This window comes from Variovorax paradoxus (genome assembly GCF_022009635.1).
In the GTDB taxonomy this organism is placed as follows: domain Bacteria; phylum Pseudomonadota; class Gammaproteobacteria; order Burkholderiales; family Burkholderiaceae_C; genus Variovorax.
In genome coordinates, this window is sequence record NZ_CP091716.1 from 74,311 (window position 1) to 87,656 (window position 13,346).

A 13,346-nucleotide genomic window follows, 5' to 3' on the forward strand; every position below is an offset into this window, starting at 1 on the left:
GATTCGCGCGTGAACAACGCCTTGGGATTCGACATTTAGAGCGGCAGATGCGTAAATGCATCGAGAACGCGTGTCTCCAGTTGCACCCGATGGACGCTGAAGCGCCAGCCGCTCCCGACCCGGACCAGCTCGTCCAGGTAGCGGCCGACCGCGAAGAGACTGGTCTCCCCCGTGGGCAAGGTGCGAAACACCGAGAACGCGGTTTCTCCACGCGCCTCGTCACCCGTCACGCTCACCAGCGGCGGTCCAAGAACATGCAGGCGTCTTGCTGGATCTCGCACGTGTCTCGGCACCTCCGAGATGGTCTTTTGCAACAGCGGCAGCTCCTGCTTCCACCAGGCCAGTTCCTTGCCTAGCTCGGTGCTGTAGGCGGTGACCTCGTACGTGCCGGCGGCATCGAACTGCTGGACCCATTCTGAAAGCTTCTCGGCGTTCAGAAGTGAGGCAGTGCGTTGAATGAACTGCTGGACCTCAAAGGCGTCCACTAGGTTTTCATAGCTCACGACGTCACCTCCTGCGCGTCCCGAGCGAATGGAGCAGAGGCGCTGCGCCCCATCAATCGGCCCCACTCTTGATAATAGGCTCGAAGGTTCGCGTCGTCGGTCGGATTGAGGTCTTCTTCGCGTGCGAGGATGCTGTAGCGGACTGCGTCGGCGCGCATGGACCGGTACTGCGATTCCACCGCAATCAGGTCTTCGGGCAGGTTGCGGCCCGCCGGACCCCAGAACATGTTGTGGTGCCGCAGCCTGAGTTCCCGCGTCTCAGCGTCGTCGTCGGCGACACCGAGCCCCCGCCATTCGATCATTGTGTGCTGCTCGTCGATGGGGCTCATGCGGTCAATTCGCACCACGTTGGAACGAATATTCACCATCAGATCGGGGAAGAAGTTGACCACCCGCATTTCGTTGTCGCGCATGCCCGGCAACGTACCGCCGGTCACGTTGGTATAGCCACCGCGCTCGTACGCGACGGCTGCCTCGCCGTCAGACCAGTAGCCACTGTGGCCATTGGGAAATAGCCTGAGCTTCATCGGGCTGCTCTTGCCCAACACCCAAGGCTGCGTGGATCGGTTGATCGTGTGCAGCATACTGTGATACCGCTCGCTGTTATTGTCCTGCCACAGCTTCCAGTTCGCCTTGACCACGGCCTTGTGAAAGTGGATGACTTGCATCGGCACAGAGCCGAGTGGACCCTGCAAGGGTTGGAGGATATCTCCGAGATATTCCTGCAACGCAGGCGCGTCCGGATCCAGGCAGGTGAAGACGAGCCCGAGCACGGACTCGGTCCTCACCGGAACCAGGCCGAGCGCAGCCTTGTCTAGACAGGCGCGCTCGTATCCTTCCGGCTTGGAGACCACCCGCAGGCTTCCGTCCAAGCCGTAGTTCCAGTGGTGGTAGAAGCAGGTGAACGAGCGCACGTTGCCTGACTCTGAGCGCACCACCTCCGCCGCGCGGTGCCGGCAAACGTTGAAGAAGGACCGGATGCTGCCGCTTTCGTCGCGGACCACGATGAGCGGCTTTCCCGCGACCTGCGTGGTGCGGAAGTCACCGCTGTTCGGCAGCTCGCTCTCATGGCAGACAAACTGCCACACCTTGGAGAACAGGCGTTCCTGTTCCTCCCGGAAGATGGATGGATCGGTGAAAATCCGGTTGTCCAGATAGTGGCTGGGCGGCAATGCCGGAGGCAAGTGGCCAGGGTTCTGCATGGGATGTACCTGCTTGGTTCGGCGCGGAGCGCGCGCCTTGGGAAAAAATCGGTTGCCGGTAACGCTACTCGGCGACGAGGCTCGCCCGCTTGGCGACGCTGCCCCAAATTTCAGCTTCCCGCTTCAGGAATTTCGCAAATTCCTCCGGTGAGTTTGCAACAACGTCGAACTCATTGGCTTCCATCCTTTTCTGGACTTCGGGACTCGTGAGCGCCCGCGCGAACTGCTGCTGCATGTCGCGTACCACCGGGTCCGGCGTGCTGGCCGGAGCAAGGAAACCGATCCAGATGGTGGCACTGAAATTCGGGAAGCCTGCCTCCGCCATGGAAGGGACATTGGGAAGCGCCTTCAGCCGCTTGCTGCCGGTAACCGCGAGCGCTTTCAGCCGGCCGTCCTTGACGTATGGAATGACGTTTGCCGCCGCGAATACCCCTGCGTGGGTCACCTTGCCGAGGAGATCGGTGATGGCGGGCGCAGCCCCCTTGTAGGGGACGTGCTTGAGCTCGATGCCCGCACGGGACTTGAACAGCTCCATCGTGAGGTGCGACGCGCTGCCGGCGCCGATGGATCCGAAGTTCATATTCCCATCGGACTTCTTCGCCAGGGCCACGAACTCAGCCAAGGTGGACACTGAGACTTCAGAGTTGACCACCAACACCTGCTCGGAAGTGACACCCAGCGTGATCGGCTTCAGATCCTTCTGCAGATCGTATTGCAGGTTCTTCGAGAGGAACGTACTGATGACGAGCGGATTGAAACCGGTGAGGATGGTGTGACCGTCACCCGGCGACTTCGCAACTAGGGTAGCGGCAATGTTGCCCGACGCGCCCGGTTTCGCATCGGCAATCACCGACTGACCGAGGGCCTGCTGCAACCCCGGGATCACGGCACGCGCGACGAGATCAACCGTTCCCCCCGATGCCGGGACCACAATGCGCACGGGCTTGCTCGGTGTCCAGGATTGCCCGAAGGCAAGAGGAGAAGCCAGAGCGGCCGAAGCAACGCAAATCAGCGTGAATATTTTAGGCATTGGAGGTCCCGAGGAGGAGGAGGGCGCGGTGTGTCTCGACGGCGGCTTCAATCTTTGATACCAGCCTATTCTAGTCGTTCCCGCGGGGCCGGCGTCTTGCGGTTTTCCCTGAAAATGTCCGGAGTGTGGACAGATCAGAGTCGCGTTGAGATGTCGCACGCCGCATTGGCGGTCTGGCTGCGAGAGGAGTGCAGTGCGGCGCCGCGCAGCCGCATCTCCGCCCCGAACACGCAGACTGCCGCCACCGGCTGGCCGCTTTTTGTCAGCACCGGCGAGGCGACGGCCACCGTCCCCGCCATCACTTCGGCGTGCGTCACGAGCACACCGTCCTGGAGCACGGTCTGGAGGTCACGGGCGATCAGGTCGCGTGCATGTCTACTGAGCTGACTAAGCGACTGCCGCCGCTGGTCCGGCGTCAAGTGCGCCAGTATGACCTTTCCGCCGGCACCGTTGTGCAGCGGCTCGGTATAACCCACTCCGCGGCTGAACGAGAGGGCCTGAGGGCTCTTCCGCTCGAAGACGCACATGCGATGGGTAGCGGAGACGGGCATCATGAGCGCGACGGTTTGCTGGGTGCTACGCCAAAGCTGTTCTAGCGGGCCGGCAGCCAGAGTGACCAGTGGAGGCGCAGGCGTCCACGTGCTCGCGAGCAAGCCGGTGCGGGCGCCCAGCTGGAAACGTAGCGGGTTCCCGAACGAGTAGATCAGTCCCCTGGTTTCCAGTGTTCGCAACAGTCGGTAGAGAGTGGGTCGGGACAGCCCGGTGCGCTGCTGCAGCGCCGGAATATCGAGAACCGGCTCCTGCTGTGTGAAACTGAAGAGCACTTCGATGGCGCGTTCCACGGAACGCACCGAGCTGTCACTCAAGATCTGGCTTGTGGTGGGTTGCGACTTCGAATAGAGCTCTGCCATACACATGCTTGCTGAGACTTACCGATTAAAGATCCAGAACAAGGCAAGCTGACCTGGAGCGGGAACAGCAAGGCAGGAACTGGTCGTTCGCGGCCTGCTCCTGCGGCGTCAGGTACATGTCCCGATGGTCGGGCTCTCCTTCGAGCACGCGTGTGAGGCAGGTCCCACACACGCCTTGCTCGCAAGAGGTCGGCACCAGGATACCTGCGGCCGCAAGCGCCGAGGTCACCGAGGCATCGGCCGCAACGCGGATGGTTCGACCGGAGCTGGCTAGCTTAACCTCGAAGCTTCCGTCGGTGGCCAGCTTCTGCGGCGCGGCGCTGAAGAATTCGTAGTGAAGCTGGTCCTGCGGCCAGCCGCTGCTGCGCGCATTGGACAGCACAGCGTCCATAAAACCCTTGGGACCGCAGGTGTAGATGTGGACTCCGCGCCGTGGCGTGCGCAGCAGCGCGGGCAAGCCGAGCTTCTGCTGCTGCGGGCCGTCGTCAAGGTGCAACTGCACGTGCGCTGCATAGCCCGCCTGCTGGATGCGCTCCCGGAACGCTGTGCGTTCCACCGAACGCGAACAGTAATGCAGGGTGAAAGGCTGCTTGAGCACGTACAGCCGCTCGGCCATGCACAGCAAGGGCGTGATGCCGATGCCGCCGGCGATCAGCAAGGTCTCCTCGGCACCCGGAGTGAGTGGGAAATGGTTCCGCGGTGCGCTGATGGTGATCACATCACCTTCGCGCACGAGCTCGTGCATCGCGCGCGATCCTCCCCTGCCCCGCGGGTCCTTGAGCACGGCAATCTGGTAGCGGTGCGACTCCTCAGGATCGTTGCACAGCGAGTACTGGCGCGTGACACCAGAGGGCAACAGAACGTCCACGTGCGAGCCCGCAGAGAACGGAGGCAGTGCCCTGCCGTCGGTGCTCACCAGTTCGAACAAGGCAATGTCCAGCGCAAGGGGAATCTTGCGCGCCACGCGCACTTGCAGCATTTGCGCATTCATGGTCTCGACTTCTCCCGACTGGCAGACGAAGAAATGCTCGCGCCGCGCTGCGAACCGGCAGCCGACGCGGCTGTCCCGATCCGTAGAATCTGCGCATGCGCAACTCTCCCCGTGTGCCCCTTGAAAACAGAATCTCTTACCGCTGCCTGTCGGTGGCATCGCGCATCACACGCCATCTCGCCCCGCGGTGGAAGAGCGAGTTCGGCCTGACGGTGACCAGCTGGCGTGTCATGGCCGTCATCGGACGCTACGAGCCGCTGTCGGCGATGCAGGTCGCCGAGCGCACCAGCACCGATGCCTTCTTCGTCGGCCGGGCGATCGACAAGCTGGTCGAACAGGGATACCTCAAGAAGGGCGTGGACCCCGACGATCGCCGGCGCTTGCGACTGAGCCTCACGGCCACCGGCAGGAAAGTCCACCGGCAGGTGGAGGACATGATCAACCTGGTGGAAGCCGACCTGCTCGCCGGGATTCCCGCCGATCATCTGAGTACTTTCTTCGCCACCATGTCCCTGCTGGAAAGCCGAGCCGGCAGGCTTGGCGGCTGCGATCCGTAGCCGGGTCACTTGTCGAGAGTGATCCCCGCCTTGCGAATCACGCCGCCCCAGCGCTTGTACTCGGCCTTCAGGTAGGTATCGAACTCCTCCGGAGTCATCCCTCGGCTTTCCACGCCGAGTTCCTTCAACTTCTCCTGGACCTCACCCTGATTCAGGATCTGGCGCATCTCATCGGAGAGCTTGCGGCGGATCTCGATGCCGGTACCTGCGGGTGCCAGCACCGCGAACCATGGGCCCGAGACGATTTCAGGGTGACCCGCCTCGGCGAAGGTCGGCACCTGCGGCAGCACGGTGCTGCGTCGGGCAGACGCGATGGCGATGGGCCGCAGCTGGCCGGATCGGATGCGCGGCACGAGGTTGATCGTGTCCCCGATCATCATGCCGACCCGCCCGGCCAGAACGTCCGTCAGGGCGGGAGGAAACCCCTGATAGGCAACGTGAGTGAGACCAAGCCCAGTCAGCTGGTTGATCAGTTCGCCGGTGACATGCCCGGTGGTGCCCACTCCTTGCGTGCCAAAGGTCATCTTGTCCGGGTTTGACTTGGCAAAAGCAAGCAAGTCGGAAAAATTAGCCACCGGAAACGCTTGGTTGGTCACCAAAAGGTTCGGTGCCTCGGCCACGAGGGTGACCGGCGCGAACGCAGTTTCGGCGTTGTAAGGCAAGCGCTTCATCAGGAACGGATTGAGCACCAGTGGCCCCTGCGCCGTAAACAGGAAGGTGTGCCCGTCGGCCGCGGCCCGCGCTACCGAGTCCGCACCGACGGTTCCGCCTGCGCCGGGGCGGTTCTCCACCACGACGTTTTGACCGAGCCGTCCTTCCAGGTGCCGGCCCATCAGACGGGCCACTACGTCGATTGAGCCGCCTGCGGCAAACGGGATCACGAAGCGGATCGGCTTGGAGGGCCATGCAGCATCCCTGGGCTGCGCCTGCGCGGCGAACGCAAAGGCGGTGGCCACTACAGCGGCAGTCAGCGCGAGGGGTCGGCGGAACTTCACGAGAACATTCACTGGAGTCTCCTTTGGATTGGTGGTGAGGCACGGGCTCGCTTCGCTTTGGCGGCGCGCGCCGACCTCCTGCAGCGGCGCGCTCAGGCGCTCGGCACGGTGGCAGGATGGGTTCCCGCCTGCTCTGCGGTCATCTCCTTGGGCAAGAGCATGGCGACGGCGCGCCGCTTGTACAGATCGGCGCGCGAGACGGCCGCCGGGATCGTGCCTTCCGTGGCGAACTTCTTCGCGGATTCGATCAGGCGCCGGCGGCACTTGACGATTGCGGTATCCGAAGAGCCCAGGTGTTCCTTGGTCCGGTCGGCGATCGCGCCCTGGCTCTCCTGCACTACGAGATCCTGCAGCTGGGCGCTCAGGACGCCGGTGAACGAGCCGCTCTTCTGGAGGGTGCGGTCCATTAGGTAATCATTGGCGCGGTTGCCCTCGGGGATGTAGGTTCCCGAAACGAGCTTCGCGTAGTCGAGCCCGCCGCCCTTGTACTCGGCGAGTTCATCGTTGCTCAGAGGACGTCCAGCGTGGTAGCGGATGCGGTACCACCAGCAGTTCTCATCGTCGATGGGGATGAACAGGTTGGCCCTGCAGACCAGGCCTTCGGCTGTCGGCACCAGGACGGCGGTGGGCATCAGCCACTGCGTGATGCGCCAGTAGAAGGTGTCCTCGCCTCCGTCCCGGCGCGCAGAGATGCGCATACCGTAGTCGGTGTCCTCGCAGAAAAAGCGTGGCGCCCCGTCGGCATCGCCGTACTCCTGCAGGTGGCCTACGTTGAACACGTCCTTCTCCATGGGCGCGATGGACCGGTGCAGAAAGGTAAGGTGCGCTGTGTCGATGCTGCCTTCCAGCGCCTGCTGGTAATTGCATTTCATCAGGCACTTCGAGGTGTAGAAGTTCTGTGCCGGCAGGCTCATGAATTCCATCTGCGGCAAAGGCGGGACGCACTCCTGCGGGCCCAGGTAGGCCCAGACGATGCCTCCGGCTTCGTGGACCGAGTATGCCTTGGCGCGAATGTTCGGATTGCACCGCATCGGGCTGCCGGCAGGTTCACTCGGCATGTCCAGCAGCTCGCCGGTGACGCTGAACTTCCAGCCGTGGTACACGCAGCGCAGCCCGCCTTCCTCGTTGCGCCCGAAGAACAGCTCGGCCAGGCGGTGCGGGCAATGCGCGTCCAGCAGGCCGACCTTCCCGCTGGAGTCCCGGAAGGCGACGAAGTTCTCGCCCATCAGCCGAACCCGCACCGGAGGGCAATCCGGCGCCGGCAGCTCCTCGCACAGAAGCGCGGGCTGCCAGAACTGCCGGAACAGGCCACCCATGGCCGTGCCGGGGCCGACGCGGGTGAGGATCTCATTGTTTGCAGAATTCAGCATGTTTGACCTCGGACGAAAATTACTTGCGGTTCGCTATTATTCGATCGCATCCACCGGCTGTCAATGCCGCCGCCCCGTCCCCACCGCCGGTGGGGCATTCACCGGTCACACATACGGGGCTGCCGAGGCTAAGCGGCCCGAAACTCAGCAATCCAGGGTGCGCAGCACGTCCGGCAGGATCCGCCGGATTTGACCGGAGATGAACGGCACCCCGAGCGGGTCGCCGAACACTCCGGCGGTAGGCGGACCGATGGCCCTCAACGTGGGTTGCGGGTTCCCGGCCGCATCCAGCGCTTCGCAGTGGGATCCCACATGCAGGCCGATGCCGGTCGGGTCCAGCCGCAGCCAACCGTGGTCTGCGAGGGCATTCAGAAAGGGGTTGAACCGCCAGCCAGCGCCGGGGTCAAGCCCGGTGCAGTTCACCACCCAGTCGAAGTGCCTGACCGCCGGTTCCCCCGAACGCGTGTCCTTCATTTCCACCCGGATTCCGCCGTCTGGCGCAGAAGGATGGACCGCAAGCAGCGTGGCGGCCGCAAAGCGCACGCGGCCGCTGCTCTCCGCCCGCCTCACGCCGGCGTCGTTCATGGGCGGGCAGCGGAACCGGTGGGCGTCGTAGTAGACGCGCAGTCGCCGCAGGAAGCGGTTTTTCTCCTCGACAGGCAGCTGCGGCCAGATCTTGAACACGGCATCGCGCAAAGCGTCGAAGCTGTCTTGCCAAGGCAGCCCCGCTGCGCTGCAGCGGCGCATCTCGCGGCGCAGCGCCTTCGACCATGCGCGGATGCGCAGGGGCTCGTCCCGAAGGAAGGCAGGCACCGGTGGATCGAATACCACCGGTGGCCGGTGTCCCTTGGGCGCTGCCGCACCGAGGATATGTGGGGCGTGCGGGCGCGGCCGAAGCCCCCGACGGGACACGACGAGGAGCTCGGCTCGGTGTTCGCGGCGCAGCAGCGTCGACACGATGTCCAGCGCCGTGAGGCCGCTGCCCACCACCAGCACGCGCGCATCGGCCGGGATGGCTTCGAGGCACCCCGGCTCCAGCGGGTTTGCGATGATTCCCGGATGCCCGGCGTGTTCTGGCAGGAAGGGCGGCCGCAGCGAGGGCTCCGGGTTGCCGGTGGCGAGCACCAGGAGGTCGGCCTCGAGCCGGCGGCCGCCCGACGTGACCACGCGATAGGCCCCGTCCGGGCGCGACACCGCCACGGCGAGGTCCCTCACGTGCTCCATGCTGGAGCCGGGGCGAGCGTGCGACGCCTCGCGCCGCAGCAGGTCGGTCAGGAACGCTCCGAAATCCCGCCGCCGCAGGAAGACGTGCCCGCCCCCGGAGCGGCACTTCTCGTCGGAGTGCAGGACCCCGGCTCCTTCAACCCATTCCCGCAGTTCGCCGGGCCGGTCCGGGTCGATGACATGACCTTCGAGCGGCGCGTTCAGCCGGTGGTCGGCGTCGGCTGCGGAGTACGCAAGCCCGCGCCCGAGATGCTCGCGCGGCTCGATGATGGAGATCGCCACGGGGAACGTGGCAGCACGCAGTAGTTGCAGGGCGAAACAGGCGGCGGAGAACCCGCCGCCCACGATCACGACGCGCCGGGACTGCACTGACCCTCCCCTGTCCGGGTGCGATCCTGCGGCGGCACGGCCCGAGGCCTGCCGCTCGGCTGGGTCGTTGGACATGCAGGAGCTGTGTCTAGCGCTGGAGCCACGATTCGACGCGGCCCGTGAAGGTGTGGTGCATCGCGCCCGATCACCTTTGCGTACTGGCCGGCGCTGAGCGTGCGATTGCTGGCTGCCCAGATCTGCGCGACGCACGGCGTGTTCACCGGGTCCCGGGTGAAGGCGGATGCCTCTGCCATGCCTGCTGGAGACGGCGCAGCTTGTCTGCATCTGCGGTTGCCTTCTCGCGGGTCGTCACATAGACCGCGACAGTCCAGCGCGTCAGCAACTCGATCCCCTTGCTTCCCGCCATGTCGAAGACCGTGTGAGCGCGGCGTTGGTGCATGGATACCGCTGGGACCGGGGTTACCCCAACCCCGCAGGGGCTTAGACGGCAGCTGCTGAAGTGCGGACGGAGTTCGGGCGTCCAGCGCTCAGCATGCGGTTGAGCACCGCCACCGCAGCATTTGCCTCGGCCTGCTGGCCACGTGGATCACGGGCACGCAACTTTGGCCCGATGATGGCCTTGAAGCGACCCATCGTGGTTTCCACCAGCGCACGTTTGCCGTAGCCATAGGCCTCTTGCCACTCCAGCCGTCCCAAGCTTTGAATCATCAACAGGTGGTTGTCGCGTGTGGTCGGCGCTGCCTCGAATTGCGCGCTGGGCTGGGCGGTAACGCGCGGTGGAATAATGACGTCGATTTGCGTATCGCGTTGGGCAATCCGCTCGTAGGTTGGCTCGCCGTCATAGGCGCCGTCGGCGGTAACAGAGGCGACTTCGTGCTCGATCTGATCAAGCAGTGGACCAACCTGAGATGGGTCATCGACATCCTGGCCAGTCAAGACCGACGCCTCGATGTGCCCCGTGCTGGCGTCCACTGCCAAGTGCAGCTTTCTCCAGCTACGCCGCGACTTTTGTCCGTGCTTTTTCTGCAGCCATTCGCCTGCGCCAAACAGCTTCAGCCCGGTGCTGTCGATCAACAAATGCAGCGGCCCGGCGGGCAGCGCGCACTGGCGTGGCAAAGCCTTGAGGGTCATGCTTCGGCGACTCAAGGTAGTGTGGTCGGGGGCCTTCAGATCAATCTCGAGAAGCTGGAAAATCGACCTCATCAAACCCTCGGTTTGTCGCAGGGCTTGGCCAAATACCAGGCGCAGCATCAGGCTGGTTTGGATGGCCTGATTCGAATAGATGGACTGCCCGCCTGGTGTGCTGCGCGCTTGGGCTGGCCAGAGTTGCATCGCCTGCGGGGTAACCCAGAACGTCAGGCTGCCACGGTTGCGAAGTCCCGATTCATATTCGGGCCAGTTACGCACGAAGTGCCGCATCTTCGGAATATGATGGCGGTGATCGGCGTTGAATTTGTTGGGCATGTGGCGGGAGGCGGTCTTTTTATCAGGGCCGCGAGCCTAACAGAACGCCTGCGCAGTATCCATGCACCAACGCCCTTGTTGAGCGCATCTTCGAACCACGGCGTGATGGTCGGGGCATTCCAGCCGGTGGCGCCGCCGTTGCTTTCGAAGGTCACGCGGGCCTGGTAGGGCGCGTTGTCCTCCAGCAGGGCCTTGAGCGTCTGCACCGTCTCGGCCGCGTCGACCAGCGGCGGCAGGCGCAGCGAGAGCTTGAAGGCGGTGTAGGGACGCAGCACGTTGCCCGCGTCCTTCAGCGCCGGAAAGCCTTCGGCGCCGGTGACCGACAGCGTGGGCTTCCAGGTGCGATTGAGCAAGGCCTCGACCGGGTCGGTGGTGGTCGGCAGCGCGAACATGGTGGAGCCGCCGCAGTCGTAGTGCGCCCACGGGAAGCGCTTGTAGACCTCTTCGCCCAGGATGGCGGCGGTGGCCTTGGCCTGCGCCAGCCGGTCGGCCGGCACTTCGCAGTGGAAGCTCGCGGGCAGCAGGCGGCCGGTGGCGCTGTCTTCGAGGCGGTCGAGCACCTGCCGCATGATGCGGAAGCTCGAGGGCACGAGACCCGAGGCATCGCCCGAGTGGATGCCTTCGGTCAGCACTTCGACCTTGAGCGTGCCGCTGGCCATGCCGCGCAGCGAGGTGGTGAGCCAGAGCTGGTCGTAGTTGCCGGCGCCGGAATCCAGGCAGATCACGAGTTCGACGTTGCCCAGGCGCGGACGCAGCGCGTCGACGTAGGGCAGCAGGTCGTAGGAGCCGCTTTCCTCGCAGGTCTCGATCAGGCCGACGATGCGCGGATGCGCCACGCCCTGGGCCTTGAGCGCCTGCAGCGCGGCGACGCTGGCGTACACCGCATAGCCGTCGTCGGCGCCGCCGCGGCCGTAGAGCAGGCCGTTCTCGTACTTGGGCGTCCAGGGACCGAGGTCGTTACGCCATCCGGTGAACTCGGGCTGCTTGTCGAGGTGGCCGTACATGAGCACGGTCTCGTCCATGTCGGTGCCGGATGCCGGCACTTCGAAGAACAGCACCGGGGTGCGGCCTTCGAGCCGCACGATCTCGAGCTTCAGGCCCTCGACCTTCTGCGCCTCGACCCAGGCCGCGGCGTTGCGCAGCACGGTCTCGAGGTAGCCGTTGGCGGCCCAGTCCTTGTCGAAGCCGGGCGACTTGGAGGGAATGGCGATGTAGTCGGTGAGTTGCCTGACGATGTCGCCGTCCCATCGGGCGGTGACGTCGGACAGGGCACGCTCGGCGTCGAGCGTGCCGGCGGGCATTTCGCGGTGCAGGGGGGCGTTCATCGGTGGGTTCTCCGCGGGTGGACGAAAAGACGCATTTTGCGCCTTGAGGCGAGCGCGCGTAGAGTGCGGGCGATCTCAAACCGGAGGCCATGTGAGCAAGTCAGCATCGACTCGGATCAAGGTGGGTATTGGAGGCTGGACCTACGAACCCTGGCGCGACAACTTCTACCCCAAGGGGCTCGCGCACGCGAAGGAGTTGAACTACGCGAGTCGCAAGGTCAGCGCCATCGAGATCAACGGCACCTACTACAGCACCTTCAAGCCCGAGACCTTCAGGAAGTGGCACGACGACACGCCCGCCGACTTCATGTTCTCGCTCAAGGCCTCGCGCTTCGCGACCAACCGCAAGCTGCTGTCGGGCGCGGGCGATTCGATCAAGCGCTTCATCGACAGCGGCGTGGCCGAGCTGGGCGACAAGCTGGGCCCGATCGTCTGGCAGTTCATGCCGACCAAGCAGTTCGACGCGGAAGACTTCGAGGCCTTCCTCTCGCTGCTGCCGAAGAAGGAAGGCAGCCGCGTGCTGCGCCACGTGATGGACGTGCGGCACGAGAGCTTCATGGTGCCCGCGTACAAGGCGCTCGCGAAGAAGCACAAGGTGTCGACGGTGTTCACCGACGCCGAGAAGTTTCCGTCGTTCGAGGAGCCCGAGGGCGACTTCGCCTATGCGCGGCTCATGATGGCCGACGCCAAGCTCAAGGCCGGCTATGCGCCGAAGGCGCTGGACACCTGGGCCGAGCGCGCGCGGGGCTGGGCCGAATCGCCGAAGAAGCGCGACGTGTTCGTCTACTTCATCAATGGCGCGAAGGAAAGGGCACCGGCCGCGGCCGGTGCCCTGCTGGAGCGCCTGGGATGGGTGCCGCCGGCTGCATGAAGCCGGGCAGCGCAAGATAAACCAGAGACTGCGTCAGCCCTTGGCGCCGAAGCTGATCTCGCCCGACAGCTGACCGCCTTCTTCGATCACGATCTTGCCGTAGCGGATCTTGCCGGTGACCTTGCCGGTCGAGTGGATGACGAGCTTCTCGCGCACGGTGAGGTTACCGTCGAACACGCCGCGGATTTCGGCGATGTCTATTTCGGCCGAGCCCTTGAACTCGCCCTGTTCGGCGATCTGCATCAGGCGCGAATCCATGGTGGCTTCCACCAGGCCTTCGACCACGAGCGTGTCGCAGTCGGTGATCTCGACGCCCTTGAGCTTGATGTTGGGGCCGACGGTGAGCTTGCTGCCGCCTTCCTTGGCTGCGGGGGCCGCCGCTGCATTGAGGCCGCCTTGCTGCGCGGTCAGCGACGAGGGATTGACGGGGGAACCGGAGAGGTTGGTGGCTGCGCCGACGAGCGGAGCGGGGCGGGAAGTCAGCGAGTCGGTGTCTCGGTCACGTTTGCCGAAGAAGGGGGACTGTGTAGCCAATGGGGAGCTCCTCAAGAAAGGGGACTATCGTAAGAACGC

At 64.6% G+C, this 13,346-nt stretch carries 13 protein-coding genes; 2 read left to right on the forward strand and 11 right to left on the reverse strand.

The annotated features are described in order from the left end of the window. Nucleotides 1-35: 35 nt before the first annotated feature. The 5 genes from L3V85_RS00465 to L3V85_RS00485 all read right to left on the reverse strand — a co-directional run bounded on the left by L3V85_RS00465 (nt 36) and on the right by L3V85_RS00485 (nt 4,637). Nucleotides 36-503: a nuclear transport factor 2 family protein gene (locus tag L3V85_RS00465; RefSeq protein ID WP_031942745.1), complete on the reverse strand. Its 468-nt coding sequence runs from the start codon at nt 501-503 to the stop codon at nt 36-38. Beyond that, nucleotides 500-1,705, reverse strand: a complete 1,206-nt coding sequence (locus L3V85_RS00470) for an aromatic ring-hydroxylating oxygenase subunit alpha (protein WP_031942746.1) — start codon at nt 1,703-1,705, stop codon at nt 500-502. Before L3V85_RS00470 ends, L3V85_RS00465 begins: the two co-directional genes overlap by 4 nt. A gap of 64 nt (nt 1,706-1,769) precedes the next feature. Beyond that, on the reverse strand, nt 1,770-2,735 hold the full coding sequence (locus L3V85_RS00475; protein ID WP_237677489.1) for a Bug family tripartite tricarboxylate transporter substrate binding protein: 966 nt from the start codon (nt 2,733-2,735) through the stop codon (nt 1,770-1,772). A 134-nt stretch (nt 2,736-2,869) separates the two neighbouring features. Then, nucleotides 2,870-3,646, reverse strand: coding sequence for an IclR family transcriptional regulator (locus L3V85_RS00480; RefSeq protein ID WP_031942748.1), 777 nt, complete (start codon nt 3,644-3,646; stop codon nt 2,870-2,872). 25 nt (nt 3,647-3,671) lie between these two features. Continuing rightward, nucleotides 3,672-4,637: a PDR/VanB family oxidoreductase gene (locus L3V85_RS00485; RefSeq protein WP_028605018.1), complete on the reverse strand. Its 966-nt coding sequence runs from the start codon at nt 4,635-4,637 to the stop codon at nt 3,672-3,674. 95 nt (nt 4,638-4,732) lie between these two features. Between L3V85_RS00485 and L3V85_RS00490 the strand changes: the two genes are divergently transcribed. Continuing rightward, nucleotides 4,733-5,194, forward strand: coding sequence for a MarR family winged helix-turn-helix transcriptional regulator (locus L3V85_RS00490; protein WP_031942749.1), 462 nt, complete (start codon nt 4,733-4,735; stop codon nt 5,192-5,194). Nucleotides 5,195-5,199: 5 nt separating this feature from the next. Here L3V85_RS00490 and L3V85_RS00495 read toward each other — a convergent pair whose 3' ends face one another. From L3V85_RS00495 to L3V85_RS00515, 5 genes are all read right to left on the reverse strand, one after another. Then, a complete protein-coding gene (locus L3V85_RS00495) occupies nt 5,200-6,201 on the reverse strand; it encodes a Bug family tripartite tricarboxylate transporter substrate binding protein (protein WP_031942750.1) in 1,002 nt (333 codons plus the stop codon). Between the two features lie 80 nt (nt 6,202-6,281). After that, a complete protein-coding gene (locus tag L3V85_RS00500) occupies nt 6,282-7,559 on the reverse strand; it encodes a Rieske 2Fe-2S domain-containing protein (protein ID WP_031942751.1) in 1,278 nt (425 codons plus the stop codon). 144 nt (nt 7,560-7,703) lie between these two features. After that, nucleotides 7,704-9,227: an FAD/NAD(P)-binding protein gene (locus tag L3V85_RS00505; RefSeq protein ID WP_237677490.1), complete on the reverse strand. Its 1,524-nt coding sequence runs from the start codon at nt 9,225-9,227 to the stop codon at nt 7,704-7,706. 366 nt (nt 9,228-9,593) lie between these two features. Next, nucleotides 9,594-10,577: an IS5 family transposase gene (locus L3V85_RS00510; RefSeq protein WP_237676703.1), complete on the reverse strand. Its 984-nt coding sequence runs from the start codon at nt 10,575-10,577 to the stop codon at nt 9,594-9,596. Beyond that, a complete protein-coding gene (locus L3V85_RS00515; protein ID WP_237677491.1) occupies nt 10,469-11,902 on the reverse strand; it encodes a M20/M25/M40 family metallo-hydrolase in 1,434 nt (477 codons plus the stop codon). Before L3V85_RS00515 ends, L3V85_RS00510 begins: the two co-directional genes overlap by 109 nt. Before the next feature lie 91 nt (nt 11,903-11,993). On the opposite strand from L3V85_RS00515, the gene L3V85_RS00520 reads away from it, so the two are divergent. Beyond that, on the forward strand, nt 11,994-12,773 hold the full coding sequence (locus L3V85_RS00520) for a DUF72 domain-containing protein (protein WP_237677492.1): 780 nt from the start codon (nt 11,994-11,996) through the stop codon (nt 12,771-12,773). Nucleotides 12,774-12,806: 33 nt separating this feature from the next. On the opposite strand, the gene L3V85_RS00525 is transcribed toward L3V85_RS00520, so the two are convergent. Continuing rightward, entirely contained in the window at nt 12,807-13,307 is a 501-nt protein-coding gene (locus tag L3V85_RS00525) for a bactofilin family protein (RefSeq protein WP_237677493.1), read from the reverse strand. Nucleotides 13,308-13,346: the final 39 nt, after the last annotated feature.

What these genes read in the sequence shown, in the direction of transcription:
- L3V85_RS00480 (WP_031942748.1), bottom strand. Translation starts at nt 3,646, where the DNA reads ATGGCAGAGCTCTATTCGAAGTCGCAACCCACCACAAGCCAGATCTTG.
- L3V85_RS00490 (WP_031942749.1), top strand. Translation starts at nt 4,733, where the DNA reads ATGCGCAACTCTCCCCGTGTGCCCCTTGAAAACAGAATCTCTTACCGC.
- L3V85_RS00510 (WP_237676703.1), bottom strand. Translation starts at nt 10,577, where the DNA reads ATGCCCAACAAATTCAACGCCGATCACCGCCATCATATTCCGAAGATG.
- L3V85_RS00485 (WP_028605018.1), bottom strand. Translation starts at nt 4,637, where the DNA reads ATGAATGCGCAAATGCTGCAAGTGCGCGTGGCGCGCAAGATTCCCCTT.
- L3V85_RS00500 (WP_031942751.1), bottom strand. Translation starts at nt 7,559, where the DNA reads ATGCTGAATTCTGCAAACAATGAGATCCTCACCCGCGTCGGCCCCGGC.
- L3V85_RS00475 (WP_237677489.1), bottom strand. Translation starts at nt 2,735, where the DNA reads ATGCCTAAAATATTCACGCTGATTTGCGTTGCTTCGGCCGCTCTGGCT.
- L3V85_RS00515 (WP_237677491.1), bottom strand. Translation starts at nt 11,902, where the DNA reads ATGAACGCCCCCCTGCACCGCGAAATGCCCGCCGGCACGCTCGACGCC.
- L3V85_RS00470 (WP_031942746.1), bottom strand. Translation starts at nt 1,705, where the DNA reads ATGCAGAACCCTGGCCACTTGCCTCCGGCATTGCCGCCCAGCCACTAT.
- L3V85_RS00505 (WP_237677490.1), bottom strand. Translation starts at nt 9,227, where the DNA reads ATGTCCAACGACCCAGCCGAGCGGCAGGCCTCGGGCCGTGCCGCCGCA.